Genomic DNA, 26,261 nt, shown 5'->3' with positions numbered 1-26,261 from the left:
GGGAGATCTGTACGGCTGATGGGGTGTCGTGCCTACTGCCCGCGGGTTGGGTTGGTGTGAGCACTGATCCATTAGGGCGCCGGGGGTCTCTCGCGGGCTGCTGACAGCCGAGTGTGGAGCGGAGAGTTGATGATGTTGCTGGTTGGGGATGACTGGGCCGAGGATCACCACGATGTCGAGATCCAGGACTCTGGTGGCCGGGTCTTGCGGGTGGCGCGGGTGGCTGAGGGCATGGCCGGGATGGCGCGGTTGCATGAGCTGATCGCGGAGTTCCTGGGCGACGATGACGGCGCGGAGGAGGTAGTGGTCGGGATCGAGACCGATCGGGGCCCATGGGTGCGGGCGCTGGTCGCGACGGGGTACCTGGTGTTCGCGGTGAACCCGAAACAGGCTGCCCGGCATCGTGAGGTGCTGTCGCTGTCGGGTGCGAAGGACGACAAGACCGACGCGCACACGCTGGCCGACATGGTCCGGACCCGGCGTCACCAGTTACGGCCGGTCGCGGCCGATTCGGAGCTGGCCGAGAGCATCAAGGTGCTGGCCCGGGCGCACCAGGCCATGATTCAGGAACGGACCCGGCACATGCTGCGGCTGCGGTCGGCGTTGCGGGACTACTTCCCGGCCGCGCTGGACGCCTACCAGCAAGGCACCTTGACCCTGACCGGCCAGGATGTGCTGGCGTTGCTGGCCAAAGCACCTACGCCAACCGCGGCGGCCGAGCTCACCATCGGCCAGATCACAGCGGCGTTGAAGACCGCCGGCCGGCGTGGTGACCTGACCGCCAGGGCCGCGCAGGTCCAGGCCGCGTTGCGCACCGAACAGCTCGGCCAGCCCGACCTCGTCACCGGCGCCTACGCGGCCACGGTCGGTTCCACGGTGGCGGTTCTGCAGACCCTGACCACCCAGATCACCGCCCTGGAAAGCCAGGTCGAGGCCTATTTTGGCCGGCACCCGGACGTTGAGATCTACCGCAGCCAGCCCGGCCTCGGACAGATCCTCGGCGCCCGGGTGCTCGCAGAGTTCGGCGACGCCCCCGGCCGCTACCACGACGCCAAAGCCCGCAAGAACTACGCCGGCACCGCACCCACCACCCGCCAATCCGGCAAACTGCGGACCGTGCACGCCCGGTTCATCCACAACAACCGGCTCGTCAACGCCCTCGGCCTGCAAGCCGGCGCCGCCATCCTGCACGACCACCACGTCCGCGCCTACTACGACCAACTCCGCAGCCGCGGCCTCGGCCACCACGCCGCCCTCCGCCAGATCGCCAACCGCCTCGCCGGCATCCTCCACGGCTGCCTCAAAACCCACACCCCCTACAACCCCGACACCGCCTGGGCGCACCGCACCCAAACCACCGCCGCTTGACAGCCTTAGCTCCTGGGGTGTCTGTCGTGAGGACGCAACCCGATTGACGCGCCTGGAGGGGGGCAGTTGGATCGCTCGGTATGAAGACAGTCCTGTTCGCGCTCCGCGTGAGTGATCTGGAACGCTCGCTCGCCTTCTACACGGCCGTCGGCTATGTGACCCTCAACACGATTCCGTTCGACGACGGCTCGAGCCTGGTCTGGTTGCGTCTCCCGGACGAGCCGTCGGTGTCTCTCGAACTCGTCCATCGCCCGGCCGACGGTCCGGTCGAGATCGGTGGGTTCGTGCATTTCGCGATCGAGGTCGATTCGCTCGCCGAAACTGTCGGGCGGCTGACGGCGGCAGGCCTGCAACCGGGTGAGCCTGAGCTGCCGGGCGGTCCCGTCGGCCCCAAGACCTCCTGGCTGCTCGACCCCGACGGCTACCGCATCGAGCTGGTCGAGTGGCCCCCGAGTGGCCCACCCACAGTCGAGTGACGGCGCCGACCTGGCCTTCCACGGCAGCCGAGGCAATCGCCGTACAGGAAGAACTCCGCGGGCTGGTCGATCCCACCGACACCGCTGGACCACCGCGGTCCGTCGCCGGGCTGGACGTCGCGTACGACGGAGACCGGTTGGCGGCTGCGGTCGTCGTACTGGACTGGGAGACGCTCGGCGAGGTGGAGCGGGCGGTGGTTCTCGGCGCGACGACATTTCCGTACGTGCCTGGTTTGTTCGCGTTCCGGGAGGTGCCGGCGCTGCTCACGGCACTCGAACAGCTGACGATCACACCGGATCTGCTGATCTGCGACGGTCAGGGACTCGCGCATCCGCGGCGGTTCGGGCTGGCTTGCCACCTCGGCGTACTGACTGGCATCCCGTCGATCGGCGCTGCGAAGACGGCGTTCGTCGGGTCGCACGACGACCTGGCGCGCGAGCGCGGGGCGACCGCCGACCTGGTGGACAACGGCGAGGTCGTCGGCGCCGCGCTGCGAACCCAAGCCGGGGTCAAGCCGGTCTACGTATCGGTCGGACACCGCGTGACCTTGCCGAGCGCAGTCGACCACGTGCTGCACCTGGCACCCCGCTATCGGTTGCCGGAGACAACCAGAGCAGCCGACCACGCCTGCCGAGAGGGACTGCGAGATGGATGAGTCACCAAGAGTGCCGGGGTACACGCAGCACGAGTACGGCGACCGGATCGGCGCGACTGCACGGTTACGGATCGGCGCGGCCGCCGCAGTGATCCACGGCAATCGGCTACTGCTGACCCGCGTCGAATCTCGGGTGGTGTGGGAGGAGGATTTCACGCCGATTTGGGTGCAAAACCCTCCCCAGTCCGGCTCATCGGCGGCCTAGGAGGCGGCGGAGGGCGAGGGCCAGGACGGCGCCGATCAGGTACGGCGCGATGCGGCGGGCGAGGGCGGGTAGGACGGTGCCGACGAGGTCCAGGGCCACCGCATCGGAATCCGGCGGTGCGGAACCGGCATCCCGCGCAGCGGAATCGCTCCGGCTGGAGGCGGGGTTGCTCTGGCTCGAGGCGGGGTTGCTCTGGCTCGAGGCGGGGTTGCTCTGGCTCGAGGCGGGGTTGCTCTGGCTCGAGGCGGGGTTGCTCTGGCTCGAGGCGGGGTTGCTCTGGCTCGAGGCGGGGTTGCTCTGGCTCGAGGCGGGGTTGCTCTGGCTCGAGGCGGGGTTGCTCTGGCTCGAGGCGGGGTTGCTCTGGCCTGGGGTGGGCGCGGCGGTGGCGGCTGGTGGGGTGGGTGGCGCTTCGGCCGGAGTGTCCAGCTTTGTTGTCAGGCAGGTGGTGAACTGGTCGAGAAGTTTGTTCGAGACGTCCTGGATCAGGCCGCGGCCGAACTGGGCCGGGCGGCCGGTGATGGTGAGATCGGTTTCGACCGTGACCTCGGTCGAATCCGGGCCGGCGGCAACCAATCGGGCGGTGACGCGCGCGGTCGCCGTACCGTTGCCGCGGCGGTCCTTGCCCTTGGCCTCGATCACCGCGTGATGGTCCGCCGGATCGCGCTCGACGAAGGTGCCGTTTCCGGAGTACTGCAGCGACACCGGCCCGAGCTTCACCTTGCACGAGCCGATGAACTCGTCGCCTTCGTACGACGTCAGGGTGGCGCCGGGGAAACACGGCACCACCCGTTCGAGGTCGTTGAACGCGGCCCAGGTCTGCTCGACCGGAGCCGGTACGACGAACTTGTGCTCGAGCCTCACGCCGTACCTGCCGCCGCCAGCACCGCGCGCCGGGTCAGCACCGTGGCCAGGTGCCGTCGGTAGTCGGCGTCACCGTTGAGATCGGTCACCGGCGAGGTCCCGTCCGCGGCCCGCGCCGCGGCTTCCCGGACGGCGTCGGCCGTCGCGGGACGGCCGACCAGCGCCTCCTCCACCGCGGCCGCCCGAACCGGCGTCGAGCCCATGTTACCGAGGGCAACCCGCGCCTCGGCGATCGAATCACCGTCGAGCCGGACCGCAGCCGCAACGGAGACGATCGACCAGCCTTGGGCGACCCGGTTGAACTTCTCGTAGTGCGCACCCCAGCCGGTGTACTTCGGCACCCGCACCTCGACGAGCAGCTCGTCCTCGCCGAGCGCCGTACTGAACACGCCCTCGAAGAAGTCCCCGGCAGCCACGGTACGACGGCCACCCGCGCCGGCGATCACGAACGACGCGTCCAGCGCCACCGCGACGGCCGGCAGATCAGCGGCCGGATCGGCATGCGCCAACGAACCACCGAACGTGCCGCGATGCCGGATCTGCGGATCGCCGACCGTTGCCGTTGCCAACGAAATCAATCGCGCATGCTCGCCGACCAATGGATCCGACTGCACTGTGCTGTGCGGCGTCATCGCGCCGATGACGAGCGCATCCCCGTCGTCACGGACACCCCGCAGCTCGTCGATCTTGCCGAGGTCAACGATCGCCTCGGGCGCCGCCAGCCGCAACCGCAGCGCCGGCATCAGGCTCTGCCCACCGGCCAGCACCTTCGCGTCGGAATGCTCACGCAGCAACGCCAGCGCCTCGTCGACTGTCGCCGGCGCGAAGTACTCGAACGCCGCGGGGATCATGACTGTGCCCCTTCCTGGATTGCCTTCCACACGCGGTACGGCGTGCATGGCATCGCCACGTCCGCGACGCCGAGCGGCCGGAGCGCGTCGACGATCGCATTGACGACCGCCGGCGTGGACGCGATCGTGCCGGCCTCGCCGACCCCCTTCACGCCCAGCTGGTTCGTCGTCGCCGGCGTCTCGGTTCGCGCCGTCTCGAACCGTGGGAGATCAGGTGCCCCCGGCAACAGGTACTGGTCGAACGATCCGGTGATCAGCGTCCCGGAGTCGTCGTGCACCGCCTCCTCGTAGAGCGCCTGCGCGATGCCCTGCGCGAGACCGCCGTGCACCTGGCCCTCGACGATCATCGGATTCACCACCACCCCGACGTCGTCGACGCTGACGTACGAGCGGATCGTCGTCGCCCCGGTCTCGGTGTCGACCTCGACCGCGCACAGGTGCGTGCCGTGCGGGAACGAGAAGTCGTCCGGATCCAGCGTCGCGTCCGCGTCCAGACATCCCTCCGCGGACCCGTCGAGCTTGTGTCCCTGGAAGACCGCGAAGGCAAGTTCGGCCATCGTCATCCCCGCCTCGGTCCCGCGGACGCCGTACCGGCCGGCCGAGAACTCGAGGTCGTCCGCGTTCGCCTCCAGCAGCTGGGCCGCGATCGGTTTCGCCTTCTCGATCACCTTGTCGGCGGCCGCGAGTACCGCCATCCCGCCGACGGCGAGCGACCGGGAGCCGTACGTGTCCAAGCCGCGGACGGCGACCTGCGTGTCACCGTGCAGTACTTCGATGTCCTCGAACGCGACGCCCAACCGGTCCGCGACCAATTGGCTCCACGCGGTCTCGTGCCCCTGGCCGTGCGGACTCGTCCCGGTGACGACCTCGACCTTCCCGGTCGGGAGCATCCGGACGGCCGCGTGCTCCCAGCCGCCACCGACGTACCCCATCGAACCCAGCCAGCGCGACGGCGCCAGCCCGCACATCTCGGTGTACGTCGAGACGCCGATCCCGAGCCGGACCGGGTCGCCGGACTCCCGGCGTTCGGCCTGCTCCTTGCGCAGATCGTCGTACCTGAACAGGTCGCGCGCCTTGGCGGTCGCTGCCTCGTAGTTGCCGGAGTCGTACTGCAAGCCGGCCACGGTCGAGAACGGGAACTCCTCGTGCTTGATCCAGTTCCGTTCGCGGATGTCCAGCGGGTCGGCGTCGAGCCTGGCGGCGAGCTCGTCCATCAGCCGCTCGATCGCGAACGTCGCCTCCGGACGGCCGGCGCCGCGGTAGGCGTCGGTCCAGGTCTTGTTCGTGAACACGTTGGTGATGCCGAGGTGGTACGCCGGGAACTTGTAGATCCCGTTGTACATAAAGGCTCCGAGCAACGGGATCGCCGACGTGACCAGGCCGAGGTACGCGCCCATGTCCGCGACCAGCTCGACCTTGAGCCCGGTCACCGTGCCGTCCGCGTTCGCCGCCAGGGTGAGCTGCTGCCACTGGTCCCGCCCGTGGTGCGCGGCCATCAACGACTCGGACCTGGATTCGGTGTACTTGCACGGCTTCCCGGTACGCCGGGCCGCGATGACCGTGAGTACCTCTTCCGGGGTGAACTGGAGCTTGCCGCCGAAACCGCCGCCGACGTCCGGCGCGATCACCCGGATCTTGTGCTCCGGGATGCCCAGCACGAGCGCGATGAAGATCTTCACGAAGTGCGGCACCTGGGTCGACGACCAGACCGTCATTTGTTCGGTTGTCGGATCGACGACAATCGACCGCGGCTCCATGAACGCCGGGATCAGCCGTTGCTGGCGGATCTCCTTCTCGATCACGATGCCGCCGTCGCGGGCGGCCGCGATCGCCGCCTCGACGTCGCCGCCGGTACCGGATTCGGCCGAGTCGTACGCCCACACCGCGGACACGTTCGTCCCGAGATCCGGATGGGCGATCACCTCGTCCCGGGCGGCCGCCCGCAGGTCCAGGGCCGGCGGGAGTTCCTCGTAGTCCACGTCGACCAGGTCGGCGGCGTCGTTGGCCTCGGCCGCGTTCCGCGCGACCACCATGGCCACGATCTCGCCGGCGAACGCGACATGGTCGACCGCCATCGACGGATGCACCGGTGCCTTCTGGTCGGACACGACCGCCCAGGCGTTCGGCAGCGCTCCTTGCTCGTCGGCGATGTCGGCACCGGTGATCACGGCAACGACTCCGGTCGCCGCGCGGGCCGCCTCGGTGTCGATCGCGGTGATCCGGGCGTGCGCGAACGGGCTGCGCACCATCGCGAGGTGCAGCATGCCCGGCAGCACGATGTTGTCGGTCCACCGGGTCCGGCCGGTGATCAGCCGGCCGTCCTCCTTGCGGCGCCGCGGGTTGCCGATCTCGGTGGCCGGGCGTTCCTCGGTGGTCGTCATTGCGTACCTCCGGCGGCAGCAGCGGCGCGGACGGCCTTGACGATGTTCTGGTAGCCGGTGCAGCGGCAGAGGTTGCCTTCGAGGCCGAGGCGGACCTCGTCCTCGCTCGGATCAGGATTGTCGGCAATCAGATCGATGGATTGCATGATCATGCCGGGCGTGCAGTAGCCGCACTGCAGCGCATGGTTCTCGTGGAACGCCTGCTGCATCGGGTGCAGCTGACCGTTGGTGGCCAGCCCCTCGATCGTGGTCACCTCGTGCCCGTCGGCCTGGACCGCGAGCAGCGAACAGGACTTCACGCTCCGCCCGTCCAGATGGACCGTGCAGGCGCCACAGTTGCCGGTGTCGCAGCCGACCACGGTGCCCGTCTTTCCCAGCTGTTCGCGCAGGTAATGCACGAGCAGCGTGCGCGGTTCCACTTCGTCGGTGAAACTGCTTCCGTCGACCTTCACCGTGATCCGGGTCATTGCCCCGCCCTCCAGATGTCAGCACCGCCGTAGGTTCGATCCTGCTCCCGTGTGATGTTGCCCACAAGGGTCGATCAGTGGTGAATTGGTCCCGCGGCGGCCGAGAGTCGTTGCCCGGCGCCACCCCAGCGTTGGGCGATGATCTCGGCTGCGATGCTGACCGCGGTCTCCTCCGGCGTCCGGGCGCCGAGGTCGAGACCGATCGGGCTCGCCAGCCGGGCGATCTCCGCCTCGGTCAGTCCTGCCTCCCGGAGTCGCTTGAGCCGGTCGTCGTGCGTACGCCGCGAACCCATCGCGCCGATGTACGCGACCTGCGGCAACCGCAAAGCGACTTCCAGCAGTGGTACGTCGAACTTCGGGTCATGCGTCAGTACGCAGATCACTGTCCGGTCGTCGATCCGGCCGGCCTCGGACTCCCCCGCCAGGTACCGGTGCGGCCAGTCCACGATCACCTCGTCGGCGAACGGGAACCGGGACGCGGTCGCGAACACCGCCCGCGCGTCGCAGACGGTCACGCGGTACCCGAGGAACGACCCGAGGCGCGCGACCGCCGCCGCGAAGTCGATCGCGCCGAACACGAGTAGCCGCGGCACAGGTGCGTACGACGACACGAACACCCGCATGCCTTCACCACGCCGCTGCCCGTCCGGCCCGTACTCCAGCGTCTCGGTCCGCCCGCTGGCCAACAACCCACGCGCGTCGTCAACCACCGCATCATCCGCCCGATCGGACCCCAAACTCCCGCTCGCGCCCCGCTCCTCGCCACCCGGGTCTGGGCGGATGATCAGGCGGCGGCCGAGGATTGCTGGGTTGGGGTGGGCGACGACGGTTGCTACTGCGACCGGGCGGCCCTCGGCGATGTCGGCCGCTACCTCACCGAGCTCGGGGAACGACTGACGGTCGACCTTTTCGACGAACACGTCCAGGATGCCTCCGCAGGTCAACCCGACTGCGAACGCCGACTCGTCGCTGACGCCGTACCGCTGCAGGACCGGCTCCCCGGACTCGAGGATCTCCTCGCCGAGCTGGTACACCGCGCCCTCGACACAGCCGCCGGACACGCTGCCGACCGCCTCCAGCCCAGGGCCGACCAGCATCACCGCGCCAGGCGGCCGCGGCGCCGACTCGAACGTCGCAACAACGGTGCCGACGGCAACTGATTCGCCGGCTTCCCACCACGTCACCAACCGATCGAGCACGTCACGCATCGGCCACCACCTCCAGAAGCGCCGCGAAGCTCGTCAGGCTGTGCCCGGCGACCAGATCGTCCACGTGCGGCAGTACCGCGACGATCCCCGCCTGCACAGGTTCGTACCCCGGCTTGCCGCGATGCGGGTTCAGCCACACCACGCGATGCGCGAGACCGGCGAGCCGCTGCATCTGTGCCCCGAGCAACGAGGAGTCGCCGCGCTCCCATCCGTCACTGCACACCACCACGACAGCACGCCGCGCAGTACCGCGCTGACCCCATCGATCCAGGAACACCTTCAGGACCTCACCCAGCCGGGTCCCACCCGACCAGTCCGGTACGACGTCGCCCGCCGACCGCAACGCGAAGTCGGCATCGCGGTGCCGCAGCGCCGGAGTCACCCGGGTCAGCCGGGTGCCGATGGTGAAGACCTCCACCGCGCGCGGTGCCTTCTGGACCATCGTGTGCGCGAGCCGCAGCAGACTGTCGGCGTACGGGCGCATCGAACCGGAGACGTCGATGAGTACGACGATGCGCCGGGGCCGGACGCCACGGCGGCGGTAGCGGACACGGCCCGGTTCGCCGACCTGACGAAGCTGGGCGCGCAGCGTTCGGCGCGGATCGATCTCGCCGCGATGCGACGGCCGGCGGCGGTTCGCCCGACGGACCGGCACTCGTGGGCGGAGGGTGCCGAACAGGCGGGCGAGTTCGGCGCGGTCGGTCGCGGACAGGTCGGCGACATCGCGGTGCCGCAGGACTTCCGTCGTACTCGCGGAGACGTTGAGCGTACGTTCGCCGTCCGCTCCTTCGCCGCCTTCGTCGAGCGCGGCCTGTACGGACGTCTGCGGAGTACGCCGGACGACCCCGCGCGATCGCTGTCCGGAGAACCACGCGGCGAACACCTCGTCGTACCGCGCCGTGTCGTCGGGGCCACCGCAGAGGGCGGCGCGGCCCGCCCAGTACACGTCGGACGTGACAGTCGGGTCCAGGGCCGCGACGGCGCGGAGGAAGAGCTGCACGCGGTCGGCGGTGACCGGCAGGCCGGCGTGCCGGAGCGCAGAAGCGAAGCCGGCCAGCGCGAGAGCGGGTTCTGCCGGCTCGGCCATGGTCAGCTCGCCAGCAAGCGGTCGAGGGATTCGCGGACGCGGTCGGTGTCCTCGCGATACTTGAGCACGGCGCCCAGGGTCGCGGCCGCGGTCTCGACGTCGAGGACGTCCGCGCCGAGCGCCTCGAGGGCACGGGCCCAGTCGAGGGTCTCCGCGACGCCGGGCGGTTTGAGCAGGTCGATCTCCCGGATCCGTTGCACCGACCGGGCGACCTGCTCGGCGAGCCGGGCCGACACCTCGGGCAGCCGGGTGCGAACGATCTCGATCTCGCGGGCCAGGCCCGGATGGTCGATCCAGTGGTACAGGCAGCGGCGCTTGAGCGCGTCGTGCACCTCGCGGGTCCGGTTCGAGGTGAGCACGACGATCGGCGGCACCTCGGCGGTGATCGTGCCGAGCTCGGGGATCGTCACCTCGTACGTCGACAGCACCTCGAGCAGGAACGCCTCGAACTCGTCGTCGGCCCGGTCGATCTCGTCGACGAGCAGCACGGCGGGGCTCTCGCGGAGGGCGCGCAGTACCGGGCGGGACAGCAGGAAGCGCTCGTCGAACAGGCTCTTCTCGACCTCCTCGACGACGGCGTCGGAACTGGTGGCCTCGACGGTCCGCAGGTGCAGGATCTGGCGCGGGAAGTCCCAGTCGTAGAGCGCCTGGGAGGCGTCGATGCCCTCGTAGCACTGCAGCCGGATCAGCTGCAGGTCGAGCGCCTCGGCGATCGCGGCGGCGAGGGAGGTCTTGCCGGTGCCGGGTTCGCCTTCGAGCAGCAGCGGCCGGTGCAGAGCCAGCGCCAGATAGCCGACCGTGGCCAGGCCCTCATCGGCCAGATACCCGGTCGACCGCAGACATTCGGCCAGCTCATCCGCCGATCCGACTGCAGTCATTCCTTCAGCATTCACCTACTTTGCCGCGATGACCACCCTCACCCGTGCCCCGGCGGCAAATCCTTCACCGTGTCCACATCCGCCCCGTCAGCCAGATCCGAGCACTCCAGCAGCACCACGTCGTGCTCCCTGAGATACCCACGAGCCCCCTCGTCACCCCGCGCGGACGCAATCACCCCCTCCCAGTGCACCCGCCCAATAACCACCGGATGCCCGGGTGCGCCGTGATAAGTCGCCCGCGCCAGCGCCCCCACTTCGGCGCTTTCGGCAACCCGCCGTACGACGTCAGCCGTCAACCCGGGCACATCAACCGTCGCCACCACCACCGCATCCCCAACCTCCGAGCTGAGGGTGGTTAGGCCGGTTCGGAGGGAAGCGCCCATGCCTTCGGTCCAGTCGGTTGCTTCGACGACCTCGACGGGCTCGTTCGTGAGCTCGGTGCGGACCTGGTCGGCGGCGGCGCCGATGACGACTACGACCGGTGTGCAGCCGGCCTCGGTGAGCAGGCGGGAGGTGCGGACGACCCAGGAAACGCCGGCGGGGTCGCGGACCAGCGCCTTCGGAGCGCCGAACCGGCGGCCGGCGCCGGCCGCGAGTACCAGGCCGGCCACCCGCGCCGCGCCCTCCACGTCGGACGAGGCTGGGATGTTCACAGTCGGAGGGTACCGATTTCACGATTTGGGCAGTGACGTGCGGCACGCGGTGGTGGCTGGTGGGCGTGCGACGATGTCTGACGTGACGACGATCGCAGACGGCTCGAAGTCCCTTCCGTTGCTGTTCCTGGGGCAGAGCACCGACCCGCACTCCGAGCGCGGGGTCGAGTGCCCCGGGGCGCTTCCGCCGGCTTCCGACCCGGACCTGGTCGAGCGGGCATTGAAGGCGAAGGCGGCGCTGGGTGACCAGGTGTTCGTGCTCGGGCACCACTACCAGCGCGACGAGGTGATCCAGTTCGCGGACGTCACCGGTGACTCGTTCAAGCTCGCCCGGGACGCGGCCAACCGCCCGGACGCGCCGTACATCGTGTTCTGCGGTGTGCACTTCATGGCCGAGTCCGCCGACATCCTCACGAACGACGAGCAGACCGTGATCCTGCCGGACCTGGCGGCCGGCTGCTCGATGGCGGACATGGCCCGGATCCAGCAGGTCGAGGCTGCCTGGGACGCGCTGGCCGACGCCGGCGTCGCGGACGTGACGGTCCCGGTCACGTACATGAACTCCAGCGCGGACATCAAGGCGTTCTGCGGCCGCAACGGCGGCGTCGTGTGTACGTCGAGCAACGCCGAGACCGCGCTCGGCTGGGCGTTCGAGAAGGGCGAGAAGGTGCTCTTCCTGCCGGACCAGCACCTCGGCCGCAACACCGCAGTACTGCAGATGGGTCTGTCGCTCGACGACTGTGTGGTCTACGACCCGCACAAGCCGGGTGGCGGGCTGACCCGCGAGCAGCTGGCCGCGGCGAAGATGATCCTGTGGCGCGGGCACTGCTCGGTGCACGGCCGCTTCACCGCCGAGTCGGTCGACGACGTCCGCTCGCGGGTCCCCGGCGTCACCGTGATCGTCCACCCGGAGTGCCGCCACGAGGTCGTCACCAAGGCCGATCTGGTCGGTTCGACGGAGTACATCATCCAGGCCCTGGAGACGGCCGAGCCCGGTACGTCGTGGGCCGTGGGCACCGAGCTCAACCTGGTGCAGCGCCTGGCGAAGCAGCACACCGACAAGAACATCGTGTTCCTCGACAAGACGGTCTGCTACTGCGCCACGATGAACCGGATCGACCTGCCGCACTTCGTCTGGGCCCTCGAGAACCTCGTCGCCGGCCACGTGGTCAACCCGATCAAGGTCGACGCCGACACCGAGAAGTACGCGAAGCTCGCTCTCGACCGGATGCTTGCCCTGCCTGGCAAGACCGCGCGCGACTAGGGCACTTCGGCTAGGACACTTCTTCGTAGCCGACGGCATCGATCCGCGCGACCAGCGGCTCGAGGTCGGCGATCAGCTGGGCGATCTCGTCCGGCTCCAGGCAGTCGTACGCCGAGGCGGCGAGCGCGTCCGTGACCGCCTCGATGTGGTCCTTGAGTTCACGCCCGGCGGCGGTGAACTTCTCCGACTCGTCGACCAGGCCGCGAGCGCGCAGACCGTCGACGACCGCGGCCAGCTGGTCCGTCGTGAGCGGGTTGAGCCGTCCGTACTCGCGCGGCTTCATGCCGCCGTCGATCGCCGCGAACACGTGCGCCTCCTGCCCGTCGATGCCGGCGGCCACCAGCGCGATGTTGTGACCGTCGCCGCGGTGCTCGCGCATGAGTGTTGCCGCGTGCCACAACCGGGCGACCGGCTCGTCGGGCACGGGCAGCGACCGCAGTCCGGCGTACAGGATCCGTCCCTCCATCGGCGCGCTGGTCGCCGCCCGGACGGCGAGGTCGGCGGCCCGGGCGAGCTGGGCGCTGTCGGCCAGGCCGCCGAGGATGCGGCGCAGTGCCACGACGCAGCCCTCGTTGCGGGCCGCCATCGCGGCTTCGGGCGTGGCGACGTCCCAGCAACTCGGGATGCAGGCCGCGGCCTCACCGGGGGCGAAGTTGTAGAAGAGAGCATCCACCACCTCGGCGGGGACCCGGCCGAGCGGCGCGGACCGGGAGGCGAAGTACCCCGGCCAGTAGCCTTCGTAGCCGATGGCCTGGAGCGCGAACATCGGCTCGTCGGCCATATAGGCGACGAGGTGGATCGGCTCCAGCAACTGCCGGGTCAAGCGGCGCGCGACGTCTGCCTTGGTGGTCGTGCGGGTCGCTTCCATGGGGACCTCCGGTGATGGACCGACCGGACTCGTTCCGGTCTCTCACCTTCGCTACGAACGGGTCCGACGCGGTCCGACATCGGTCCCGGAAATTCTTCAGTGCGACACGCGAGCGGGTGCGTACCATTCGGCGAGGATCTCCGGGAGCCGATCGGGACCCCAGCGATCTACCGGCGTGATGCGGCCGTGCAGCGAGGCGAGTCCCTTGGCCAGGCCGGCGACCACGTCGCCTTGCCAGGGGACGGTGACGCCCTCGTCCGGGCCGACGATGACGGCAGGCCCGCCGCGATCCACACAGACCACCGGGCAACCGGAGGCGAGCGCCTCGGTGACAGCCCAGCCGGCCGCCTCCCGGAGCGCGGGAGCGATGAGCGCGTCGGCCCGGAACATCGCGGCCAGCACATCCTCCCGGGGCAGCGCGCCCATGAACTCCACCCGGTCGCGCACCCCGAGCTGCCACGCGAGCCCTTCGGCGCGTCCCCAGTCCGGACCGTCGCCGATGATGCGCAGCTCCCAGTTGGACGCCTCGGCGCGGGCCAGGGCACTGATCGCCAGCAGCACGCCCTTCCACGGGATCAGCCGGCCGACGAACAGTGCGGTCTTGATGCCGGGGGCACCGAACGGCTCGTACGGACCGGAGGCGGTGAACCGCCGGATCGCCACGTTCGGCTGGACGACGATCTCCTTCGCGTACGGCCGGAACGCCGCCGCGACATCGTTGTTCTGGGCAACCATCAGGTCGGCGGTCTGCGCCATCCGCCGGCCGGTCAGCCGGCGCCGCAGTCCGGTGTACGCACGGCGTACCAACTCTCCGACGACACCGCGCGGTCCGAGCCAGTGCGACATTGCGAGCGGCGCGGTGGTCGATCCGCCGACCGGTCCCCAGATCACCTTCGCCGAGGACTCCTCGACCACACCGGCGCCCATCCAGTCCACCGCGAAGGTCAGGTGATGGATGACGTCGAACGACTCCTCGGCGTGCAGGCGTTGCGCCGTACGCCGGGCCAGACCTTGCCACAGCGGGTAGTACCAGTACACGTCCGAAGGCCGTCGCCGCAGCCGCACGACCCACTTCGGCATCTCCAGCGGTACGACGGTCAGCCCGGGCACCGGCCGGACCGCGAGCTCCGCATCGATCTCGTGCACGAACTTGCCGCGGGTGAGCAACCAGACGTCGTGGTCCCGCGCCGCGGCCTTCGCCCACGCCCATCCGGCACCCGGCTCGGACCCGCCGGTCGGCCGGCAGGCGTACGCACTGAGCAGTACCTTCGGCCGGCCTGGCATCAGCTCATCCCCTCCAGAAGCCTGCGCAGATCGGTGCTGGAGGTGGAGGCGGTGTACGGGAAGTAGTGCACCTGTGCGCCGACGTCACCCAGCAGCCTTTCCAGTCTGGTCCCCTTTTCGGTTCCCTTCCAGTCGTCGCCCTTGAAGAGAACGTCGTACCGCAACTGTTTCCACATCTCGAACTTATCGCTCGACCAGTCGCTGATCACCTCGTCGACGAGGTCGAGCGCTCGAATGACGTCCATCCGCTCCTGGTGCGGAACCACCGGCGGACGGCCCTTGATCCGGGTCACCACGTCGTCCTCGACCACTCCGGCGATCAGGTGGTCGCAGTGCTCACGGGCCCGGCGGAGGATGTTCAGATGCCCGATGTGGAACATGTCGTAGACACCGGGCGCATAGCCGATGATCGCCATCAGGCCCGCACCCCCAGCACAGCCATCTCCCGGTACCACTTCGCGACCGCGGCCGCGAGGAAGAGCAGATTGAGCACGAGCAGAGCGCCGTACAGCACGACGAACAGGGTCGGTGTGCCGAAGGCCAGGAAGACCAGGCACAGCACGCCGTAGTCGGTCGGTGCGATGAGCAACGACTTCAGCACCGAGTCGCCGCGCTGGTTGGGCGTCGCCGCCCCGCCGTGCCGCCGGCGTAGCTGGTCGATCAGGATCAGCCCGAAGAACAGCACCGACGACATGCACACGTACGCGAGCGGGACGAGCAGCACCAACTCGTTGTCAAAGGCATCGAACCGGTAGAACGAGATCAGTACGGCGCTGTGCAGCAGGACGATCTTGACCGCGTCGATCATGTGGTCGAGCCACTCCCCCAGCGGCGACCCGCCGCCGCGCAACCGGGCCAGCTGCCCGTCCGCGGAATCCAGCCCGTAGCCGAGCACGAGCAGCAGCGCCACGACCAGTGCCAGCAGGAACGACGGCCGCACCGTCGCGACCAGCACGATCCCCACCAGTGAACAGAAACCCGATGCCAGGCTGACCTGGTTCGGCGTGCGCCGCCCGAGGAACGCGGCCGCCGCGAACACCCGCCCGATCCGCCGGTTCACGAACCGGGAGTACGCCGGCGTACCGGCCGACGGCTTCTGCGCCTGGGACAACTGCGCGACCGTCTCCTGCAACCGGCTCATGCGACGGAGGGGCGCGACTGCCGCTGGTCGATCGCGGCGCGCAGGATCGGGCTGCGCGAACCCCGGCCGGCCGGCAGGACGGTGATCAGCCCGGCCGGAAGGCCGTCGAGCTCCTCAACGCCCAGCACACCGTCGGCGCCGCTGGCAGCGAACACGGTCTGTACCCCCAGTACGCCGGTCAGCCACTCGGACCGCACGTCGTCCACGGCAACCACTTCGTCGACACACCGCAGGTGCTCGATGATCTGCGCACGCTCGAGCAACGGCACGAACGGCCGCGCGCCCCAGGCGTCCATCGCCCATTCATCGGACAACACCGCTACCACCAGCCGGTCACTGTGCCGCCGCGCCCGCTCGAGCACGTCGACATGACCGACGTGGAACAGGTCGAAAACCCCGGCCACACATCCGATCCGCGGCACCCTGGCCAAACTGCCATCCCCCAACACGAATTCCTGCGATCTTTCCGGCGCGACGCCGCCCCCTGCGTCCCGCGTGACTTTATACCTGTCCGGCACGGCGCGCCCAGGATCCCCGACGCGTCCGGCCGCTGTCGGCGTGCCGGGCGATCGCATCGGTGTAAATCCTCTCCGTGGCCACCAGATCACGCTCCGGAGTGAAGCGGTCCAGGTAAACCTGTCGGGCTCGTTCTCCGAAGGCTATCGAAGTCTCGGGATCAGCCACCAACCCGATCGCCTTCCGCAAGGCCTCCGGATCGCCGGGCGCGGTCAGGGCGCCGGTCTCGCCGTCGTCGACGAGCTCCGCGAGCGCCCCGAGCCGGGAAGCCACCACCGGAACGCCGTGCGCGAACGCCTCCACCACCACGAGCCCGAAGCTCTCATACGAACGTGCCGGTACGACGGCGGCGCGCGCGGACCGCAGCAATTCCATGCACTCCACCCACGGTCGTTGACCAAGCACCTGAACCGACAGGTCTTTCCGGGCCAGTTCCTCCGCCTCGCCCCGGAGCGGACCGTCGCCGACCACGATCAGCTTCCCGAGCGAGGAGTCCCACGCCCGCAGCAGATCCGCGAAACCCTTGTCCTCGCTCAGCCGCCCGAGGAACACCACGCCGTCGCCCGCACCGGAGCGCACCTCGCCGGCGTGCGGTACGGCGTGCGGCTTCACCTCGAACCGCTCCGGGTCGAAGCCGGCCGCGGCGTACCGGTCGCGAACGAACCCGGACGGTACGACGAACGTGTCGACGTACCGCTGCCAGGTGTGCAGCGTGTTGTGTACGCCGATGCTCGTCGCCAGCGGCAACGTCTGCACCCGCGACTCCCGGTAGCAACCGTGCCGAACCGCGGCCAGTGGAAGCTTGCCGACGCACGACTCGCACGGCGCCCCGTCGCGCTGCAGGACGGCGTTCGCGCACAGCAGCCGGAAGTTGTGCAGCGTCGCGACCACCGGAAGGTCCAAGCGGTACGCCGCCCGCAGCACCGAGGCGCTGAACAACGGAAAAGTGTTGTGAACGTGCACCAGATCGGGCCGCTGCGCTTGCAATAGATGTGTTAAATCGCGTTCCGCCGAAAATGACCAAACGGAGCGAAACGGTAACAGCGCGCGATCTTTCCGGCTCAACTGCGCGATGTCGTCGCTGTTTCGGGCGTAGAGGTCGATCTCATGTCCTGAGTTACGCAATAAATCAACCGTTTGCGCGACAACGGTGTTCTCGCCACTGGGTTGACCGGTCCGGTAACGGTTGTGCAACATGGCGACCCGCATGGCACTACCTTAAGTCCCGCCCTCGTCACGCAGACGGCTGCACCTGGTTTCCCGCTCCCAGGAGAGTGCATTGAAGAAGTTGTGGTTCGCAGCGCTTATCGCTGCGGCGCTGGCAGTCGTTACGGTCGCAATGCCCGTGATCGCGAACGAGAACAAGGCGACCACGGCCGCCAAGTCCGAGACCGCAGAGCAGGCCGCGTCCCGGGTGCTGCCGTCGCACCGGCCGGGCAGGACCACCGCGACTCCGGGCAAGCCACAGCCGAAGGCCACTCACCCCACGGCCGCGCCCTCGAAGAAGCCCGGCACGTCGACGACGCCGACCAAGAAGCCGACGAGCACCCCGACGAAGCCGGTCGAGCCCACACTCCCCACGACCCCCAGCGTGGACTCGGACGAAGCAGGCCCGGCCGTCGCCGGTCCGTGCGTCGGCACCGTGATCGAGCCCGGCCAGAACGCGCAGTCGATCGTGAACTCCAAGCCGGCCGGTACGACGTTCTGCTTCGCGGCCGGCCTGCACCGGATCAGCCAGACCATCCGCCCCAAGGCCGACCAGGTGCTCGCCAGCGCGAAGCGCGCCGTCCTCACCGGGTCGGTCCCGCTGACCGGCTGGGCGAAGTCCGGATCCGCCTGGGTGGTGCGTGGCGCGCTGCCGGCGGCGTACGGCAAGAGTGGTGAGTGCGAGGACAACCAGGCGAACATCTGCTACCTGCGGGAGCAGTTGTTCCTCGACGACGTGCACCTGACCCGGGTCGCGAGCGTCTCGGCGGTCAAGGCCGGGACGTTCTACGCCGACTACGCCGCGAACGCGATCTACCTCGGCAGCAACCCGGTCGGGCACGCGGTGGAGATGTCGAAGACGGCGACCGCGATCGAGTCCGGCGCGACCGGTGTGGTCGTCCGCGGCCTGACCATCGAGCACTTCGCCAGCGCGCCACAGGCCGGCGCGCTCGTCTCGGGACCCGGCTGGAACGTGACCGCCAACGACGTCCGCTGGAACCACGCGGTCGGCGTCATGCTGGTAAAGGCGAACAGCACGAAGGTGGACAAGAACCTCATCCACAACAACGGCCAGCTCGGCCTCGGCCAGTACAGCTCGGCCGCGGCCGCCGTGACCCGCAACATCATCAGCTCGAACAACACCGACGGCTTCTGGATCGCCGACTGGGAGTCCGGCGGCATCAAGTCCACCCGGTCGTCCGGCACCGTCAGCGGCAACGTGATCAAGTCCAACAAGGGCATCGGGATGTGGGCCGACGTCGCCGACGACGGCCGGGTGATCAGCGGCAACCAGATCACCGGCAACGCCGCCGACGGGATCCGCTTCGAGATCAGCCGCAACGGCACGATCTCGGGCAACACCGTGACCGGCAACGGCTTCGGCACCGGGCGCGGCTCGGGTACGTCGCTGTGGGACGGCGGCGGGATCAACATCAACACGTCGTCCGGCGTCGTCATCAAGGGCAACAAGGTGTCCGGCAACGTCAACGGCGTCACGATCCAGTCCCGGACCCGCGGCAGCGGTCCGTGGGGCACGTACCTGCTCCGCGACGTACAGGTCACCGGGAACACCATCGAGATGACCGGCGGCACGCAGGCCACCGGCATGGTCCAGAATGCGGGCGCCGCAGTACCGGCCGGTGAGATCGTGTTCAGCGGCAACAAGTACATCCTGGACGATCTCGGCACCCAGCGGTTCTCCCGCTTCGGCGCCAAGCTCACCGTGGCCGGCTGGCAGTCCGCCGGACTCGATGCCATCGGCACCTTCCTCGCGAGGTGAACAGCCTCGCGAGGTGACCGGGCTCGCGAGGTGACCGGGCTCGCGAGGAGATCGCTTGCTCACCGCAACATATTTGTGCGCTACGTATTGCCATGACTACGTGATGTAGGGGTAATCTGCGAAGCGAAGCCGCGCCATGGGGGGTGCGCTCAGGGCTCACCTGTGCCACCGGAGGCTCCGCTATGAAGAGAGCAGTTCTGGCAGTCGTTGCAATCGGCACCAGTCTGGTTGCCCCTGGCCCCCTGCCCGCACGCGCTGTGGAACAGGCCGCGATCCCACCCGCGGACGGCACGTTCCGGACCGGTCCCGCCCTGGCGCCCGGATGCAGTGGCGTCACGATCAAGACCACCGACAACGCCGCCCAGGTCGTCGACGACTGGCCGGCCGGTACGACGTTCTGCTTCGCGTCCGGCCTGCATCGCGTCGCCGAGACGATCCACCCGAAGGCGAACCAGGTGCTCGCCAGCGACGACGGCGCCGTACTCACCGGGTCCGTGCGGCTGACCAAGTGGACCGCTTCGAACGCGGCCTGGGTCGCCACGGGCGCGTTGCCGCCGGCGTACCCGCAGACCGGGCAGTGCGAGGACAACAAGACCAACATCTGCTACCTCCGCGAACAGGTGTTCTACGACGGCAAACACCTGACCCGCGTCGCCTCCCGCGACAAGGTTGCCCGCGGCACCTTCTACGCCGACTACGCGGCGAACGCGATCTACCTCGGCGACACCCCGGTCGGGCACGCGGTGGAGATGTCCAGTACGCCGACCGCGATCGAGCCCGGCGGCAACAACGTGACCGTGCGCGGGCTGACCGTCGAGCACTTCGCCACTCCCCCGCAGGGCGGGGCTGTCGTGCTCGGTCTCGGCTGGCACGTGTACGCGAACGAGATCCGCTGGAACCACGCGATCGGCGCGATGCTCGAGAACGCCGACAGCGCCGTACTCGAGAAGAACTGGATCCACGACAACGGCCAGCTCGGCGTCGGCCAGTACAGCACGCTGAAGGGCACGATCTCGGCCAACGAGATCAACGGCAACAACACTGACGGCTTCTGGATCGCCGACTGGGAGTCCGGTGGCGTGAAGACGACCTGGTCGAGCGGCGGCTCGGTGACCGGCAACCTGATCCAGGACAACCGCGGCATCGGGCTGTGGAGCGACGCGTACGACGACAGCCGCACGTTCAGCAACAACCAGATCGTCGACAACGCCGCCGACGGGATCCGCTACGAGATCGGCCGCAACGGCGTGATCGTGGGCAACTCGATCAGCGGCAACGGCTTCGGCACCGGCCGCGGCTCCGGTACGTCGTTGTGGGACGGCGGCGGGATCAACGTGAACACGTCCTCGAACGTCCAGGTCCGCGACAACGTGGTGGCGAACAACGTGAACGGGATCGCGATCCAGTCCCGCACCCGCGGATCCGGCCCGTGGGGCACCAACGTGCTCCGCGACATCGTTGTCTCCGGCAACCAGGTGACGATGCGCGGCGGGACCACCGCGACCGGCATGGTGCAGAACTCCGGTGCGGCGATCCCGGCCGGCGAGGTCAGCCTGGACGACAACGTGTACATCCTGGACAGCCTCGGCGCCGAGCGGTTCCAGAAGACCGGTCAGTGGTACACCGCGAAGGAGTGGCGCGCGACCGGTCAGGACACCGGGAGCGCCTTCACCATCGGCAAGGCGATCATGGACGCGACCGGCGTACTCACGATCCTGCCAGCAGTGAGCTGACGTGCTCGACCAGCAACTCGCGGAACACCGGTGAGTCGCGCAGGTCGGGGGTGAAGACGGAGTCGACGCCGAGCAGGGCGTCGACCACCTTGGCCGGCTCGGCGGCGCCCGCGACCGCCGCCTTCAGCCGGTCGGCCTGTGGGTCGTCGAGGTCGGGAGTACGCAGTACGTAGACCATCCAGGCGGCGACGGCGAGCGAGATCATCCGTGGTTCGGCGCCGGCCGCCAGCCGGTCGCGGACCGTACCGAGCATCCGGACCGGCAGCTTGACCGAGCCGTCCATCGCGACCTGCCGGGTCCGGTGCTTCAGCGCCGGGTTCGCGAACCGCTCCAGCACGCTGTCGCCGTACGCCGCCAGGTCGAGCCCGTCCGGCGGAGTCAGCGTCGGTACGACGTCATCGGTCATCAGCGCCCGCGAGAACCCGGCCAGCTCCTCGTCCCGGACCGCCTCGGCGATCGTCTCGTAGCCGCGGAGTGCGCCGAGGTAGGCGAGCATCGAGTGCGTGGCGTTGAGCATGCGCAACTTGGCCTGCTCCCAGGGCGCGACGTCCGCGGTGAGGACGGCGCCGCCGCGCTCCCAGGCCGGGCGGTCGCCGGCGAAGTCGTTCTCGATGATCCATTGCAGGAAGGGTTCCGCGACCACCACGGCTTCGTCCCGGACGCCGAGCAGCCGGGCCGCCTCGGCGCGGTCGTCCTCGGTCGTGGCCGGCACGATCCGGTCGACCATGCTGGCCGGGAACCGGGTCGCCTCGAAGGTGTCCGGAACCTTGCCCAGGGCGTCGAAGTAGTCGGTCACCAGCTTGCGCAGGAAGGGGCCGTTGGCAACCAGGTTGTCGCAGGAGACGATCGTCAGCGGCTCCTCGCGCCGGGCGATCCCGGCGGCGAGCTGACCGACGACGGTCCGCGGCGGCCGCCCGGTGAGGTCGGCCCGGATCTCCGGGTCGTCCAGGTCGAGCCCGGCACCGGCCGCGCGGTACCCCTTCTCCGTGACCGTCAGGGTGACCACGGTCACCGCCGGATCCGCGATCCGCGCGACCACCGCTTCCGGGTCCTCAGGGGCCGTCAGCACGTCGCGGATGCTGCCGATCACCTGGACCGTCGGATCGCCGAGGCCGCGCTCCAGGACGGAGTACAACCCGTCCTGCGGCGCTAGCTGGTCCCGGACCGTGGCGGACCGCTGGCTGACGCCGGCGATCCCCCACCGCGTCTCGCCGGTGGCAACCGCCGCCCGCTCGGTCACGACAGCCTGGTGGGCGCGATGGAACGCCCCCAGACCGAGGTGGACGACGCCGACCGACAACGCGCCCGGGTCGACCTCGGGGACAACGGGAAGGTTGGTGAGACTGAGCCTGCTCGAATTCATTCGGAGGGTTCTTCCTTCACTCGGGCGACCAGTTGGGTCGGGTTGACGAAGCGAAGCGCTACCACCAGGAGTACCAGCATCATCGCGGTGTAGATCACGGCCATCGCGTCGACGGACTGTTGTGCCCGGATCCCGGCCGCGGACATCGAGTAGTAGAGCGCCACCACGAGCGTCTGCGAATCCGGTCCGGCCGTCAGGAACGTCAGCTCGAACATGCCGACCGTACGGACCAGCACCAGGATCGCCGACGCCAGCAGGCCCGGGACGAGCAGCGGCGCGAGGATCTTCAGGAACACCGCACGGGTGCCGGCGCCGAGCATCCGGGCCGCGTCCTCGATCCGCGGATCGACCTGCTCGATGAACGGCGTCATCGTCAGGATCACGAACGGCACCGACGGCACCAGGTTCGCCAGCACGACCCCGGACAGATGCCCGGCGAACCCGAACTTGTAGAGCACGGTCGCGAGCGGGATGCCGTAGGTGATCGGCGGCATCAGGATCGGCAGCAGGAAGGTCAGGTACACCAGCCGCTTGCCGGGGAAGTTCTTCCGGGCCAGGACGTACGCCGCCGGCGCCCCGACCAGGACCGACAGGACGACGACCAGCGCCGACACGAGCAGCGTCACCACGATGACGTGGAACAAGGTGAACTCGCGCCAGGCCTCGCCGTACCACTGGGTGGTGAAGCCGTTCGGCAGCCAGGTGTCGAACCAGCGCCGGCCGAACGAGCTGACCAGCACCGACAGAACCACGCCGGCCAGGTTGACGAAGAAGAACGCGACGACGGCCCAGATGACCCACCCCAGCGGGGTTGTCCGCAATCTCATCCCTTGCCTCCCGTCGAACCCGTGTAGAGCCGCGACCGCCACACCAGCACGATCGCGACCACGACGAGCTCCACGACGCCCATCACCATCGCGATCGCCGACGCGTACGAGTAGTCGTACTGCTCGTACGCCGCCTGGTACGCCGCCAGTGAGATCACCCGGGTGGACCCGGCCGGGTTGCCGACCAGCACGGCCGACGGGAAGACGGAGAACGCGAGTACGAATGTCAACAAGAAGGTTGTCGCCAATCCGGGTGCCAGCAACGGCAGCGTGATCCGGCGGAACCGCTGGGCCTTGGATGCGCCCAGGGTCGCGGCGGCCCGCTCGAGTGTCGGGTCGATACCGCTCAGGTAGGACAGCACCAGCAGGAACGCGAACGGGAACCCGGTGATGACCAGCGAGAAGAACACGCCCCAGTAGTTGTTGGTCAGGCGGATCGGATTGTCAACAATGTGCAGGCCGAGCAGTATCCGGTTGAGCCAGCCGGTCGGACCGAGGTAGTTCAGCAGGCCTTGCGCGGTGAGCACGGTCCCGAGCGTGATCGGTACGACCAGGATCGTCGTCAGCAGCCGCTTGCCGCGGAACCGGCCACGGAGCCGGAAGGCGATCGGCACCGCGGCCAGCACGTTCAGGAGCGCCGCCGGGAGGGCGATCTTCAGCGTGGTCGCGATCGTGTCGCGCTGGTACGCGTCGCTGAAGAACTCGTTGTAGTTGGCCAGGACACCGCCGCCGTTCAGCGGCTGGAACGAGAGGCTCAGCCCGTACAGGAACGGGTACACGAACAGCAGCAGGACAAAGATCGTGGCCGGAAGCAACAACCACAGCCGCCGGTCGACGCCGCGCTCGGCCAGCCGGTGCTGCCAGGTCGCGCTCATGACGGATACACCAGGAGCCGCCCGGGCGTGACCGCCAGGGCCACCTGCTCCCCGACGTCGACCCGCTCCTCGGTCCGGACGTGCAGCCTGATGTCGTTGCCCAGGACAACCTCCACCGCCCGCTCCCGGCCTTGGTACTCGACCACCTCGACGAGGCCCTTGACACCCTCGTCGCCGAGCTTCACGTCCTCGGGCCGCACGGCCGCGATCACGTCGTCCCCGGCCGCGACGGCGCCCTGAGCGGTGCCGGCAACCGCCGTACCGCCGAGGTCGATCGTGACCTGGTCACCGGTCACGCCGTCGGCCTTCAACGCCAGCAGGTTCCGGTACCCCATGAAGTCGGCGACGTGCCAGGTCGACGGCTTGGTGTGCACCTCCTCGGGTGTGCCGAGCTGCTGCACCTTGCCCTGGCGCATGACGACCAGGCGGTCGGCCATGCTGAGCGCCTCCTCCTGGTCGTGCGTCACGTACACGGTGGTGAGGCCGAGCGACTGGTGCAGCCGGCGAATCTCGGTCCGCATCTCCAGCCGGAGCTTGGCGTCGAGGTTGCTCAGCGGCTCGTCCATCAGCACCAGCGACGGCTCGAGCACGGTCGCGCGGGCGATCGCCACCCGCTGCTGCTGTCCACCGGACAACTGGCCCGGCAGCTTGCTCGCGTGCTCGGTCAGCTGCACCATCTCGATCGCGTCGGTGGTGCGCCGCCGCACGTCGTCCTTCGGCAGGTGCCGCATCCGCAGGCCGAAGGCGATGTTGTCCCGGACGGTCAGGTGCGGGAACAACGCGTAGTTCTGGAAGACCATGCCGAAGCCGCGCTTCTCCGGCGGCAGCGTGTCGATCTGCTTGTCGTCCTGCCAGATCGCACCGGCGGTCAACGGGAGCAGGCCGGCCAGGCAGTTCAGCGCGGTCGACTTGCCGCAGCCGGACGGGCCGAGCAGGGCGATGAACTCGCCCCGCTCGATGGTCAGGTCGAGCCCGCTGAGCGCGTCCGCCGTACCGAAGCGGCGGGTGACGCCCTCGAGCCGGAGCTGCTCGAATCCAGTCATTGACCCTTGACCTTGCTGCCGCCGACCTCGCGGTCCCACTTGTCGAAGGCAGCCACCAGTGCCTTGGCGTCCAGCGGTACCTCGGTCGGATTGTCGGCAATCAGCTTGTCGTACTCCGGGCGGCCGTACTCCGTGATCGCGTCCTTGCTCTCCTGCGGCGCCTGCGCCAGCTCGACGCCCTTGATCGCCGGTCCCGGGTAGAAGTAGCCCTTGTCGTACGCCTTGGCCTGCTGCTCCGGCGTCAGCATGAACTGCAGCAGCTGCAGGATCGCGGCCTGCTTGTCGGCCGACACACCCTTCGGTACGACGGCGTAGTGCGCGTCGGTCACCCAGTGGAATCCGGTGATCGGCGTGATCGCCGCCTCCTTCGGCACCGTGCCGAGGACGCGCGGATTGATGTCCCAGCCCGTCGTACTCGCGATGATGTTCGCGGAGCCGTTGGCCAGCGCCTTCATCGTGTCGGCGGTGCCGGACGGGTAGAAGTCGACGTACTGGTTGAGCTCCTTGAGGTACGCCCAGGTCTTCTCCCAGCCGTTCACCGGGTCCTTCGGGTCCTTGTCGCCGAGGATGTACGGCAGGCCCATCAGGAACGTGCGGCCGGGGCCGGAGTTCGCCGGCCGGGCGTACATGACCTTGCCCTTGTTGGCCTTCGCGTACGCGAGCAGGTCGTCGGCGGTCTTCGGCGGGGACGACACCTTCGACGGCATGTACTCGAGCAGCGGCCCGGACGGGTAGTAGGTGACGGTCACGCCTTCCGTGCCGGCCAGCTCCTGCATCTTCTGCGCGGGCGCGAGGTAGTCCTTCATCCCGGGCAGCCGGTCGGAGTACTTCGTCAGCAGGTCGGTCCACAGCCCTTGCTCACGGCCGGCCGCGAGACCGTCGGTGCCGGTCAGCACCAGGTCGATGTCGACGCGGTTCGCGTTCTGCTGGGCCTTGATCTTGCCGGCCAGCTCGGGGGCGGGCGCCTTCGAGTACGTGACCTTCGAGATCACGTCATGATGCTGCTGGACGAAGTCGTCGATCATCGGTTGCGTCAGCTGCAGGTTGCCGGCGACGTCGAGGATGTTCAGCGTCACCGCCTTGGACGGCTTGTCCGGCACGTCGGCATTGCTGTCGGTGGCGGGCTTGTTCGGCGCCGGGGCGCCGCAGGCGACCAGTACGGCGAACATGCCGGCGGCCGCGATCATTCTCCGCTGCAGGTGCATCGGGTATCTCCTCTGGATCAGGGCGGGCCCGGCACACGACCGGGATGATCACCGTGAGGTTGTCT

General features: G+C 69.0%; 25 protein-coding genes. 6 read left to right on the top strand and 19 right to left on the bottom strand.

Features of this window, described 5'->3' with window-relative positions; all coding sequences use genetic code 11:
• The first annotated feature begins 132 nt into the window (after positions 1-132).
• From OHA18_RS30030 to nfi, 3 genes are all read left to right on the top strand, one after another.
• Complete coding sequence (locus OHA18_RS30030) at positions 133-1,368, top strand: IS110 family transposase (protein ID WP_329006146.1); 1,236 nt, start codon at positions 133-135, stop codon at positions 1,366-1,368.
• A gap of 80 nt (positions 1,369-1,448) precedes the next feature.
• Positions 1,449-1,844 (top strand): VOC family protein, encoded by a 396-nt coding sequence (locus tag OHA18_RS30025; protein ID WP_328998684.1) that lies wholly within the window; start codon positions 1,449-1,451, stop codon positions 1,842-1,844.
• The gene (nfi, locus tag OHA18_RS30020) at positions 1,841-2,500 is read left to right on the top strand and encodes a deoxyribonuclease V (protein WP_328998683.1); all 660 of its coding nucleotides are present in this window, start codon (positions 1,841-1,843) and stop codon (positions 2,498-2,500) included. Before OHA18_RS30025 ends, nfi begins: the two co-directional genes overlap by 4 nt.
• A gap of 190 nt (positions 2,501-2,690) precedes the next feature.
• Here nfi and OHA18_RS30015 read toward each other — a convergent pair whose 3' ends face one another.
• From OHA18_RS30015 to OHA18_RS29980, 8 genes are all read right to left on the bottom strand, one after another.
• Positions 2,691-3,566: an SRPBCC domain-containing protein gene (locus OHA18_RS30015; RefSeq protein ID WP_328998682.1), complete on the bottom strand. Its 876-nt coding sequence runs from the start codon at positions 3,564-3,566 to the stop codon at positions 2,691-2,693.
• Positions 3,563-4,417, bottom strand: a complete 855-nt coding sequence (locus OHA18_RS30010) for an FAD binding domain-containing protein (protein WP_328998681.1) — start codon at positions 4,415-4,417, stop codon at positions 3,563-3,565. The genes OHA18_RS30015 and OHA18_RS30010 overlap by 4 nt, the downstream gene beginning before the upstream one ends.
• Entirely contained in the window at positions 4,414-6,798 is a 2,385-nt protein-coding gene (locus tag OHA18_RS30005) for a xanthine dehydrogenase family protein molybdopterin-binding subunit (protein WP_328998680.1), read from the bottom strand. The genes OHA18_RS30010 and OHA18_RS30005 overlap by 4 nt, the downstream gene beginning before the upstream one ends.
• A complete protein-coding gene (locus tag OHA18_RS30000) occupies positions 6,795-7,265 on the bottom strand; it encodes a (2Fe-2S)-binding protein (protein ID WP_328998679.1) in 471 nt (156 codons plus the stop codon). The genes OHA18_RS30005 and OHA18_RS30000 overlap by 4 nt, the downstream gene beginning before the upstream one ends.
• A 74-nt stretch (positions 7,266-7,339) precedes the next feature.
• Positions 7,340-8,473, bottom strand: coding sequence for an XdhC/CoxI family protein (locus tag OHA18_RS29995; RefSeq protein WP_328998678.1), 1,134 nt, complete (start codon positions 8,471-8,473; stop codon positions 7,340-7,342).
• A complete protein-coding gene (locus tag OHA18_RS29990; protein ID WP_328998677.1) occupies positions 8,466-9,560 on the bottom strand; it encodes a vWA domain-containing protein in 1,095 nt (364 codons plus the stop codon). Before OHA18_RS29990 ends, OHA18_RS29995 begins: the two co-directional genes overlap by 8 nt.
• Before the next feature lie 2 nt (positions 9,561-9,562).
• Entirely contained in the window at positions 9,563-10,438 is an 876-nt protein-coding gene (locus tag OHA18_RS29985; RefSeq protein WP_328998676.1) for an AAA family ATPase, read from the bottom strand.
• A gap of 38 nt (positions 10,439-10,476) precedes the next feature.
• Entirely contained in the window at positions 10,477-11,091 is a 615-nt protein-coding gene (locus OHA18_RS29980) for a nucleotidyltransferase family protein (protein ID WP_328998675.1), read from the bottom strand.
• Between the two features lie 82 nt (positions 11,092-11,173).
• Here OHA18_RS29980 and nadA point away from each other — a divergent pair, with 82 nt between their 5' ends.
• Positions 11,174-12,355: a quinolinate synthase NadA gene (nadA, locus tag OHA18_RS29975; RefSeq protein ID WP_328998674.1), complete on the top strand. Its 1,182-nt coding sequence runs from the start codon at positions 11,174-11,176 to the stop codon at positions 12,353-12,355.
• A 10-nt stretch (positions 12,356-12,365) separates the two neighbouring features.
• On the opposite strand, the gene OHA18_RS29970 is transcribed toward nadA, so the two are convergent.
• The 6 genes from OHA18_RS29970 to OHA18_RS29945 all read right to left on the bottom strand — a co-directional run bounded on the left by OHA18_RS29970 (position 12,366) and on the right by OHA18_RS29945 (position 17,361).
• The gene (locus OHA18_RS29970; RefSeq protein WP_328998673.1) at positions 12,366-13,223 is read right to left on the bottom strand and encodes an SCO6745 family protein; all 858 of its coding nucleotides are present in this window, start codon (positions 13,221-13,223) and stop codon (positions 12,366-12,368) included.
• A gap of 96 nt (positions 13,224-13,319) precedes the next feature.
• Entirely contained in the window at positions 13,320-14,507 is a 1,188-nt protein-coding gene (locus OHA18_RS29965) for a glycosyltransferase (protein ID WP_328998672.1), read from the bottom strand.
• Positions 14,507-14,923, bottom strand: a complete 417-nt coding sequence (locus tag OHA18_RS29960) for an adenylyltransferase/cytidyltransferase family protein (protein WP_328998671.1) — start codon at positions 14,921-14,923, stop codon at positions 14,507-14,509. Before OHA18_RS29960 ends, OHA18_RS29965 begins: the two co-directional genes overlap by 1 nt.
• Entirely contained in the window at positions 14,923-15,648 is a 726-nt protein-coding gene (locus OHA18_RS29955) for a CDP-alcohol phosphatidyltransferase family protein (RefSeq protein ID WP_328998670.1), read from the bottom strand. Before OHA18_RS29955 ends, OHA18_RS29960 begins: the two co-directional genes overlap by 1 nt.
• Complete coding sequence (locus OHA18_RS29950) at positions 15,645-16,070, bottom strand: adenylyltransferase/cytidyltransferase family protein (RefSeq protein WP_328998669.1); 426 nt, start codon at positions 16,068-16,070, stop codon at positions 15,645-15,647. Before OHA18_RS29950 ends, OHA18_RS29955 begins: the two co-directional genes overlap by 4 nt.
• A gap of 79 nt (positions 16,071-16,149) precedes the next feature.
• Positions 16,150-17,361 carry a glycosyltransferase gene (locus tag OHA18_RS29945; protein WP_329006172.1) on the bottom strand — a complete coding sequence of 404 codons (1,212 nt, stop codon included), beginning with the start codon at positions 17,359-17,361 and terminating at the stop codon, positions 16,150-16,152.
• 142 nt (positions 17,362-17,503) lie between these two features.
• Here OHA18_RS29945 and OHA18_RS29940 point away from each other — a divergent pair, with 142 nt between their 5' ends.
• Together OHA18_RS29940 and OHA18_RS29935 are read left to right on the top strand one after the other, a co-directional pair.
• Positions 17,504-19,150 carry a right-handed parallel beta-helix repeat-containing protein gene (locus OHA18_RS29940; RefSeq protein WP_328998668.1) on the top strand — a complete coding sequence of 549 codons (1,647 nt, stop codon included), beginning with the start codon at positions 17,504-17,506 and terminating at the stop codon, positions 19,148-19,150.
• Positions 19,151-19,332: 182 nt separating this feature from the next.
• Positions 19,333-20,883, top strand: a complete 1,551-nt coding sequence (locus tag OHA18_RS29935) for a right-handed parallel beta-helix repeat-containing protein (protein WP_328998667.1) — start codon at positions 19,333-19,335, stop codon at positions 20,881-20,883.
• Here the strand turns inward: OHA18_RS29935 and OHA18_RS29930 are convergent.
• The 5 genes from OHA18_RS29930 to OHA18_RS29910 are packed head-to-tail and all read right to left on the bottom strand — an operon-like array spanning position 20,858 to position 26,196.
• The gene (locus OHA18_RS29930) at positions 20,858-22,246 is read right to left on the bottom strand and encodes a mannitol dehydrogenase family protein (protein ID WP_328998666.1); all 1,389 of its coding nucleotides are present in this window, start codon (positions 22,244-22,246) and stop codon (positions 20,858-20,860) included. The two genes, OHA18_RS29935 and OHA18_RS29930, sit on opposite strands and share 26 nt — an antisense overlap.
• A complete protein-coding gene (locus tag OHA18_RS29925; protein WP_328998665.1) occupies positions 22,243-23,073 on the bottom strand; it encodes an ABC transporter permease in 831 nt (276 codons plus the stop codon). Before OHA18_RS29925 ends, OHA18_RS29930 begins: the two co-directional genes overlap by 4 nt.
• Positions 23,070-23,948, bottom strand: coding sequence for an ABC transporter permease (locus OHA18_RS29920; RefSeq protein WP_328998664.1), 879 nt, complete (start codon positions 23,946-23,948; stop codon positions 23,070-23,072). The genes OHA18_RS29925 and OHA18_RS29920 overlap by 4 nt, the downstream gene beginning before the upstream one ends.
• Positions 23,945-24,991 carry an ABC transporter ATP-binding protein gene (locus tag OHA18_RS29915; protein WP_328998663.1) on the bottom strand — a complete coding sequence of 349 codons (1,047 nt, stop codon included), beginning with the start codon at positions 24,989-24,991 and terminating at the stop codon, positions 23,945-23,947. Before OHA18_RS29915 ends, OHA18_RS29920 begins: the two co-directional genes overlap by 4 nt.
• Complete coding sequence (locus tag OHA18_RS29910) at positions 24,988-26,196, bottom strand: ABC transporter substrate-binding protein (RefSeq protein WP_328998662.1); 1,209 nt, start codon at positions 26,194-26,196, stop codon at positions 24,988-24,990. Before OHA18_RS29910 ends, OHA18_RS29915 begins: the two co-directional genes overlap by 4 nt.
• Positions 26,197-26,261 lie beyond the last annotated feature (65 nt).

Source organism: Kribbella sp. NBC_00709, from assembly GCF_036226565.1.
Classification (GTDB): Bacteria; Actinomycetota; Actinomycetes; order Propionibacteriales; family Kribbellaceae; genus Kribbella.
This window is presented reverse-complemented; position numbering and strand designations above follow the sequence as displayed.

Excerpts from the sequence above, each read along its gene's own strand:
- OHA18_RS30030 (WP_329006146.1), top strand. The coding sequence starts at position 133 with ATGTTGCTGGTTGGGGATGACTGGGCCGAGGATCACCACGATGTCGAG.
- OHA18_RS30025 (WP_328998684.1), top strand. The coding sequence starts at position 1,449 with ATGAAGACAGTCCTGTTCGCGCTCCGCGTGAGTGATCTGGAACGCTCG.
- OHA18_RS30010 (WP_328998681.1), bottom strand. The coding sequence starts at position 4,417 with ATGATCCCCGCGGCGTTCGAGTACTTCGCGCCGGCGACAGTCGACGAG.
- OHA18_RS30005 (WP_328998680.1), bottom strand. The coding sequence starts at position 6,798 with ATGACGACCACCGAGGAACGCCCGGCCACCGAGATCGGCAACCCGCGG.
- OHA18_RS30000 (WP_328998679.1), bottom strand. The coding sequence starts at position 7,265 with ATGACCCGGATCACGGTGAAGGTCGACGGAAGCAGTTTCACCGACGAA.
- OHA18_RS29995 (WP_328998678.1), bottom strand. The coding sequence starts at position 8,473 with ATGCGTGACGTGCTCGATCGGTTGGTGACGTGGTGGGAAGCCGGCGAA.
- OHA18_RS29990 (WP_328998677.1), bottom strand. The coding sequence starts at position 9,560 with ATGGCCGAGCCGGCAGAACCCGCTCTCGCGCTGGCCGGCTTCGCTTCT.
- OHA18_RS29985 (WP_328998676.1), bottom strand. The coding sequence starts at position 10,438 with ATGACTGCAGTCGGATCGGCGGATGAGCTGGCCGAATGTCTGCGGTCG.
- OHA18_RS29970 (WP_328998673.1), bottom strand. The coding sequence starts at position 13,223 with ATGGAAGCGACCCGCACGACCACCAAGGCAGACGTCGCGCGCCGCTTG.
- OHA18_RS29965 (WP_328998672.1), bottom strand. The coding sequence starts at position 14,507 with ATGCCAGGCCGGCCGAAGGTACTGCTCAGTGCGTACGCCTGCCGGCCG.
- OHA18_RS29960 (WP_328998671.1), bottom strand. The coding sequence starts at position 14,923 with ATGGCGATCATCGGCTATGCGCCCGGTGTCTACGACATGTTCCACATC.
- OHA18_RS29955 (WP_328998670.1), bottom strand. The coding sequence starts at position 15,648 with ATGAGCCGGTTGCAGGAGACGGTCGCGCAGTTGTCCCAGGCGCAGAAG.
- OHA18_RS29945 (WP_329006172.1), bottom strand. The coding sequence starts at position 17,361 with ATGTTGCACAACCGTTACCGGACCGGTCAACCCAGTGGCGAGAACACC.
- OHA18_RS29940 (WP_328998668.1), top strand. The coding sequence starts at position 17,504 with ATGCCCGTGATCGCGAACGAGAACAAGGCGACCACGGCCGCCAAGTCC.
- OHA18_RS29935 (WP_328998667.1), top strand. The coding sequence starts at position 19,333 with ATGAAGAGAGCAGTTCTGGCAGTCGTTGCAATCGGCACCAGTCTGGTT.
- OHA18_RS29930 (WP_328998666.1), bottom strand. The coding sequence starts at position 22,246 with ATGAATTCGAGCAGGCTCAGTCTCACCAACCTTCCCGTTGTCCCCGAG.
- OHA18_RS29925 (WP_328998665.1), bottom strand. The coding sequence starts at position 23,073 with ATGAGATTGCGGACAACCCCGCTGGGGTGGGTCATCTGGGCCGTCGTC.
- OHA18_RS29920 (WP_328998664.1), bottom strand. The coding sequence starts at position 23,948 with ATGAGCGCGACCTGGCAGCACCGGCTGGCCGAGCGCGGCGTCGACCGG.
- OHA18_RS29915 (WP_328998663.1), bottom strand. The coding sequence starts at position 24,991 with ATGACTGGATTCGAGCAGCTCCGGCTCGAGGGCGTCACCCGCCGCTTC.
- OHA18_RS29910 (WP_328998662.1), bottom strand. The coding sequence starts at position 26,196 with ATGCACCTGCAGCGGAGAATGATCGCGGCCGCCGGCATGTTCGCCGTA.